Origin of the sequence: Algoriphagus sp. (assembly GCF_029254265.1) — a bacterium.
Lineage (GTDB): Bacteria > Bacteroidota > Bacteroidia > Cytophagales > Cyclobacteriaceae > Algoriphagus.
This window is the reverse complement of sequence record NZ_JAQWXX010000019.1, coordinates 23,373-29,818: the sequence shown is the minus strand read 5'-3', so window position 1 is coordinate 29,818 and position 6,446 is coordinate 23,373. Positions and strand designations below refer to the sequence as shown.

Below are 6,446 nucleotides of genomic sequence, written 5' to 3'. Positions count from 1 at the left end.
TCTCTGTGGTGAAAAAAATATTTGCTTAACACAGAGGCACAGAGAGCACTGAGGTCTCACAGAGATTTTATTTCAAAAAGTATTTAACCTCCTATTCCCATAATCCAAACATTGCTTAGTAGTACATTTTTTCCTCAGTATTTGAAAATATCTAATTTCCTGACATTTTTTCTCTGTGGTATTCTCCGTGTACTCCGTGACTCTGTGGTGAAAAAAAATTTCTTAAAATTTCCTTCCTCCACCATTCGTTTTTCGGAAGCCAGTTAGACCTAGTTTATGATAAACTGTTTCCTCATCCATTTCGCGAACTTCGCCTACCTCAAATCCTTCAATCGTGATTTTTTCCATGGACCATCTTACCAATCGGAGCGTAGGATGCCCGACTGCTGCAGTCATCTTTCGCACCTGACGGTTTTTTCCTTCGATCAAGGTCAAAGAAATCCAGGTATCGGGAATTGTCGCCCGATACCGGATCGGTGGATCACGGTCCGGTAAAAAAGGAATCGGATCTAAAAGTTTGGCAATCGCCGGCTTGGTTTCATAATCTCTTCCATCCACATTAATGGTAACACCTTTGCCCAGCTGCTTTAAGGATTCTGGTTCAGGAGCTCCTTCCACTTGAGCATAATAGGTTCGCTGATGTCCAAATCGAGGATTCAGCAATTGATTATTCAAAAATTTATCATCAGTGATGATCAGCAATCCCTCACTGTCCTTGTCTAATCTCCCGACAGGATAGACCGACTTGGGAAAAGCAAAAAGAGAAGCCAGTGTCGGCTCCTCTCCGCTAAATTGGGTAACTACCCCAAAAGGTTTGTAAATGATAAAATAGCGAGACAAAATTATTGAATTAACTACCGCAACCTACACAAACGATGTATTGACCTCCCGGCTTGGTGCCGTTCAGTTGCATCTCAAGGTTGTGAATCTTATCTCTTGTCTCCATGTCGGCAAACATATCACCAGTAAGTTGAGATCTTAATTGCTCAATTTGAGCTCGCAATTCGTTCTGTTGGATTTCACTCATGATTAGGTTGTTTAGTGGGTATTGAATGGTTAAAATAGTCATCAAAATGAAAAAGTTCATCAGTTTGATCAGGAATTTTTACTCAAAAATGATTCCAACTGAAGCTTAGGACTTTACATTTGGGAAAAGAAAAAATATTTTATGCCCCTCTCCGAATTGATCCAATTGCGAAAAAGCCTTCACAGACAGCCTGAGATTGCATTTGAGGAATGGAACACCGCCGCACGGATTTCAGAATTTTTTCACCCACTTTCTCCAGATCATATCATCTCTCAGCTAGGCGGGACGGGATTAGCCTTTGTTTTCAAAGGGAAAAAGCCGGGACCACGGACGCTTTTCAGATGTGAATTGGATGCGTTACGGATTTTGGAAAAAAGCGAAGTCAAATACAAAAGCCAAATGGAAGGCAAAGGACATCTTTGTGGGCATGACGGTCACATGGCGATCATCTGCGGATTGGGCGAAAAGCTAGCAGCAAATCGACCCGAATCGGGAGAAGTGGTTTTACTTTTCCAACCTGCTGAAGAAACCGGCCAAGGAGCACGGGCGATTCTCGATGATCCAAAGTTTGAGCTTATTAGACCTGATTATGCATTTGCGCTTCATAATCTTCCTGGGTTTCCATTACATCAAGTGGTCCTGAGAAATGGAACCTTTGCCGCAGGCAGTACTGGATTCACGATCAAACTCACCGGGAAAACAGCTCATGCCGCCCATCCGGAAGATGGAATCAATCCAGCCTCTGCAATCGCCCACTTAATCCAAGTTCTGCCCAAAATTCCCGAAAAGCTGAAGAACTTTGCACTAGTCACCATCATTCATGCAGAGTTAGCAAGCTTGGCCTTTGGAACCAGTGCAGGCCGAGGAGGCTTAAGTCTGACCGTCAGAGCATTTGACCAAAGCGACTTAGAAAATTTGATTAATAGAATTAAAGCAGAGGCAAAAGGAATCGCAATCCTCGAAAAATTAACTTGTGAGTTTGAGCTGCTGGAGACTTTCGCCGTTTCAAAGAATGATCCAAAAGCTGGGCAGTTGGTAGAAAAAGTATTGGAAGATCTTGATCTAAGTTGGATAGAAAAATCTGATCCATTTCGCTGGTCAGAGGATTTCGGGCTTTTTTCTCAGGCATGTCCGGCGTTTTTATTTGGACTAGGAGCAGGAGAGGATTGTCCCCAACTGCATGAGGGCACTTATGATTTCCCGGATGAATTGATTGAAACCGGTGTACGGATTTTTGAGGGGATTGCGAGAAAGGTTGATGGATAGTGAAATTTTCTTTTTTCAGTTGAAAATCAAACAATTAGGATTCAGGATTACATCTGATATTATAATCGATACTTGCAAAGCACAATCCCTTAGCACAAAAAAGCCAGTTTTTACACCGGCTTTAAATCTCTTTCTAGAAATCTGAATAATCAGTGGGATAAAGTAATCGGGTATCATTCTTGGATACAGTATTCTTGTACTCTTCCATATCTCTCATTTCTACCCATTTGTAATCAGCGCCAAAAGCCTTCCAGTTGGCATCTCTTTTTTCCATGTTTTCATGGGTAGTCAGATAGACTAGGTTTGGCATATTCGCTCCGGCGATAGTTTCCGCGTAGAAAATAGCATTGAATCCCAAGCGCGTAAAAATGTCCATTTCTCCGGAGTTGAACATCTTCACTTTCTGCTTGTAAAGTCTTTCCGTAGGTCCTTCGTAGCTTCTCAGTTCATAGATTCTATCTTTCTTCGGACCAGTGAGCGTAGATTCCGTGAATTTCGGCTGACCAGTCATCGCCTGCAAAATCGAAGTTTCTATTCGCTTGTAAGGAGGATTGTCAAAAGCAGCATTTACATAGGCTACTCCATCAGTCAGGTACTTTTGATCTTTTAGGAGTTTTTCCTCAAATGCTGCGAGCGCATCCAGTGACTTAAAAGGGATAAACACATAAACCTTTTGCCCTGCATCTGCCTGGCTTGATACTGGTTTGAAAACGCCCACTTTTGCAATTCCAAGACGATGAGCTGCGGGGATAAAAGCTTTTTCCAAGTAGCTATCCAACATCGCCTCTTGGGCAGGTGAAGTAATATGATAGGTTTTTAATTCGTAGATATCTCTTTTTTGAGCAAACAGATTCGCACTCAAAAAGAAGGCAAATACAAAAATAAGAGCTGATAGGTAAGTAGTGCGTTTCATTTTCTTTTTTAGATTTTGAGTAATTACCTGAAAAATAACCTATTATTTCGAGCCAAGCATCCTGCGGTAAATTCCTAAAGGGAATTTTAAGAAAAGTCGGTATTCAAATGATGTTTTTCGAAACTGTCGGACAACCACTAGTCCATGGCTTAAATAGGAAAAGCAAAAAAGCCGGCGTTTCCGCCGGCTTCTTTAGATTCTTTTTCTAGTATTCTTTTACCGCGACTGCACACTGGCAACTGCGAACTCTCTACTTCTTCGCCTCTTTCATCGGATTGCTTCCCGAAGCCGCACCACGGACTCCACCTGATCGCTTATACATTTCGAAGCGGCTTGGCATCATTTCGCGGGGCCAGTAGTTGCTACTCTCATCGATGTCAGCAGTCTCCCGATTTGGATCCAAGACCAGGCGCTTCACTTCTTTCTGCTTCGCAAAAACTTTAGTAACCTCAGTCTCATTCTTTCTCCAAATTTCCACAGGGATTTTTTCCATTTCTGTAGTCCCGTCTGCAAAAGTCCATTCCAGAATAATCGGCATCACCAATCCTCCTTCATTTCTGAATTTCACCTCATAGAAGTTCAGGTTACTATTCAAGAGTTCTTTCTCTTTGGCACTTAGACCTGCCATAAATTTCTTGTAGGATTCTTCATCGGCTGGAGTTACCTGAAAAGGATCGTAAGTAGCATAGAAATCTTTGGTGGCAGGATCTGCCTCCACATAGGTTTCTTTGATATCAGTCATATTCTTGGATCGGGATACATAAGTTTCTTCCAGATCAGCCACTTTCTTTTCATCGGCAGCTTTTTGGGAAGGAGTTCGGTTATCCATTTTGTACCAAGCCACATTTTCGATAGAAATATCCACCGCTTCGGTACCATAGAACCATCCTCTCCAAAACCAATCCAAATCCACCGCTGAGGCATCTTCCATCGTACGGAATAAATCCTCCGGAGTCGGATGCTTAAACATCCATCTTCTTGCATATTCTTTGAATGCATAATCGAAAAGCTCTCGACCCATTACTGTCTCTCGCAGGATATTCAATGCAGTTGCTGGCTTAGCGTATGCATTTGGTCCAAACTGAATAATATTCTCAGAGTTAGTCATGATTGGCTCCAAGAGATTTTTCTCACTTCTCATGTAAGGCACGATCTTGTGCGCAGGGCCTCGACGAGAAGGATAATTACGATCCCACTCCTGCTCAGCCATGAATTGCATAAAAGTGTTCAAGCCCTCATCCATCCAAGTCCACTGACGCTCGTCCGAGTTGACAATCATCGGGAAGAAGTTGTGGCCAACCTCGTGAATGATCACAGAAATCATCCCGTTTTTGATGGCTTCAGAATAGGTGCCATCCGAATCAGGACGCCCATAATTGAAACAGATCATTGGGTATTCCATACCGTTTGCTGCCTCCACGGAGATCGCTGTAGGATATGGATAATCGAAGGTGTGTGCAGAATAAGACTTAATCGTATGTGCGACCACTCGAGTTGAATATTGTCCCCAAAGTGGATTAGCTTCTTTAGCATAATAAGACATCGCCATGACATCTTTTCCGCCTTGCTTTACAGCCATGGCATCCCAGATGAATTTACGGGAAGAAGTCCAAGCAAAATCCCGAACATTTTGAGCTTTAAACTTCCAAGTCTTCTTCGCAGTAGCTTTAGATTTCTCCAACTTCTCTGCTTCAGCCTGAGTACGGATGACTACCGGCTTGTCAAAAGTTTTCTTTGCAGTATTCCATCGATCCAGTTCTGCGGAAGAAAGCACTTCCTCAGGATTTTGGAGTTCGCCTGTAGCACCAACCATATGATCAGCAGGCACGGTAATATGCACTTCGTAATTTCCAAAAGCCAAAGCAAATTCACCAGAACCTAGGAATTGCTTGTTTTGCCAACCTTCAAAGTCAGAGTAAACGGCCATTCTTGGAAACCACTCCGCCATGGTATAAAGGTAATTGCCATCTCCAGCGAAGTATTCATAGCCAGGACGACCACCAATAAAACCTGTTCGGTCGTGAATATTGAATGACCAATCGATCGCAAATTCAAAAGATTCGCCTGACTTCAAAGGTGTAGGAAGATCCACGCGCATCATCGTTTGATTGATTGCTACTTTCAATGGCGTTCCGTCTTTTCCTTTTACATCCAACACTTGGTAAGCATAGTCATCAGTATGCCAAAGGATACCCTGAAGCTGAGTCAAAGTCATTCTTGGGCTGATGCTTGATTCGGTTCCTTTTGGAGTTTCAGAATCTTTTCCACGCTGATTTTGCTCCAATTGCACCCAGAGGTAGGTGAGTTGATCGGGAGAGTTATTCACATAGGTGATTTTCTCTGATCCTTTGATGGATTGGTTGTCATCATTGAGTTCCACTTCGATGATGTAGTTGGCCTGCTGCTGCCAGTACATGTGACCTGGTGCTCCTGATGCAGTACGATAGACGTTTGGGCTACGAAGCATAGTACCCAATTGCTCAAAACGCTCGGCATGATTTTGCTCAGACCGCTGCTGCGCAAATCCTGAAAGATTCACCGAAAGTGCTAATGCGGCTAGTATTCCTATTTTTCTCATATTACTTTATTTTTTTAATCTCTTTTCTCAAATCTCCAATCTCTCTTATTCCTTTACCAAAACTTAGTATCCAGCATCAGCATCATCGCGATCCCCAATACAAAGGATGAAATAATCAAAGTCCATTCCCTTCGCTTTACTCCCGCTAGTCCTACCAAAATGGAAGTTGCTAAGATAAATATTCCAACGATAACCAATTGTCCAATTTCCAAACCAATATTGAAAGCCAAAAGTGGCTGCCAAATGCTAGATTCTTTTCCCAAAAGGCTACGCAAATAATTGGAAAAGCCCATGCCATGAATCAATCCAAAAAACAAGGCTAACACATAATTAATGGTGACCCCTTTACCTGAAACAGGCTTTGGCCGAAGAATATTGCTGAATGCAGTAATCGCGATGGTGACCGGAATGAGAAACTCGATCCAGTCACTGTTAACCTGAACGATCTTGAAGGTAGCAAGCGCCAACGTGATCGAATGACCAATCGTAAATGCGGTTATCAGGATCAGAATTTTCTTCCAGTCACGAGGAATGAAAACTGCACAAAGTGCTAAGACGAATAAGATATGGTCAAAGCCTTTGAGGTCAAGAATATGTTGGATTCCTAGACGGAAATATAATTCAAACGAATTCATAGGGGTGATTAAACTTCGAAAGAAGTA

At 42.5% G+C, this 6,446-nt stretch carries 6 protein-coding genes; 1 reads left to right on the top strand and 5 read right to left on the bottom strand.

The window, feature by feature from the left end:
- Positions 1-222: 222 nt before the first annotated feature.
- Together P8O16_RS01885 and P8O16_RS01880 are read right to left on the bottom strand one after the other, a co-directional pair.
- Complete coding sequence (locus tag P8O16_RS01885) at positions 223-843, bottom strand: pseudouridine synthase (protein ID WP_300310286.1); 621 nt, start codon at positions 841-843, stop codon at positions 223-225.
- 7 nt (positions 844-850) lie between these two features.
- Positions 851-1,027, bottom strand: coding sequence for a hypothetical protein (locus tag P8O16_RS01880; RefSeq protein ID WP_300310284.1), 177 nt, complete (start codon positions 1,025-1,027; stop codon positions 851-853).
- 141 nt (positions 1,028-1,168) lie between these two features.
- Between P8O16_RS01880 and P8O16_RS01875 the strand changes: the two genes are divergently transcribed.
- Positions 1,169-2,293 carry an amidohydrolase gene (locus tag P8O16_RS01875; RefSeq protein WP_300310282.1) on the top strand — a complete coding sequence of 375 codons (1,125 nt, stop codon included), beginning with the start codon at positions 1,169-1,171 and terminating at the stop codon, positions 2,291-2,293.
- Positions 2,294-2,426: 133 nt separating this feature from the next.
- Here P8O16_RS01875 and P8O16_RS01870 read toward each other — a convergent pair whose 3' ends face one another.
- The 3 genes from P8O16_RS01870 to P8O16_RS01860 all read right to left on the bottom strand — a co-directional run bounded on the left by P8O16_RS01870 (position 2,427) and on the right by P8O16_RS01860 (position 6,419).
- Complete coding sequence (locus P8O16_RS01870; RefSeq protein WP_300310280.1) at positions 2,427-3,206, bottom strand: NIPSNAP family protein; 780 nt, start codon at positions 3,204-3,206, stop codon at positions 2,427-2,429.
- A 250-nt stretch (positions 3,207-3,456) separates the two neighbouring features.
- Positions 3,457-5,784 carry a M1 family metallopeptidase gene (locus P8O16_RS01865; protein WP_300310278.1) on the bottom strand — a complete coding sequence of 776 codons (2,328 nt, stop codon included), beginning with the start codon at positions 5,782-5,784 and terminating at the stop codon, positions 3,457-3,459.
- A 53-nt stretch (positions 5,785-5,837) separates the two neighbouring features.
- The gene (locus P8O16_RS01860; RefSeq protein WP_300310276.1) at positions 5,838-6,419 is read right to left on the bottom strand and encodes a HupE/UreJ family protein; all 582 of its coding nucleotides are present in this window, start codon (positions 6,417-6,419) and stop codon (positions 5,838-5,840) included.
- Positions 6,420-6,446 lie beyond the last annotated feature (27 nt).

Excerpts from the sequence above, each read along its gene's own strand:
- P8O16_RS01860 (WP_300310276.1), bottom strand. The coding sequence starts at position 6,419 with ATGAATTCGTTTGAATTATATTTCCGTCTAGGAATCCAACATATTCTT.
- P8O16_RS01875 (WP_300310282.1), top strand. The coding sequence starts at position 1,169 with ATGCCCCTCTCCGAATTGATCCAATTGCGAAAAAGCCTTCACAGACAG.
- P8O16_RS01865 (WP_300310278.1), bottom strand. The coding sequence starts at position 5,784 with ATGAGAAAAATAGGAATACTAGCCGCATTAGCACTTTCGGTGAATCTT.
- P8O16_RS01880 (WP_300310284.1), bottom strand. The coding sequence starts at position 1,027 with ATGAGTGAAATCCAACAGAACGAATTGCGAGCTCAAATTGAGCAATTA.
- P8O16_RS01870 (WP_300310280.1), bottom strand. The coding sequence starts at position 3,206 with ATGAAACGCACTACTTACCTATCAGCTCTTATTTTTGTATTTGCCTTC.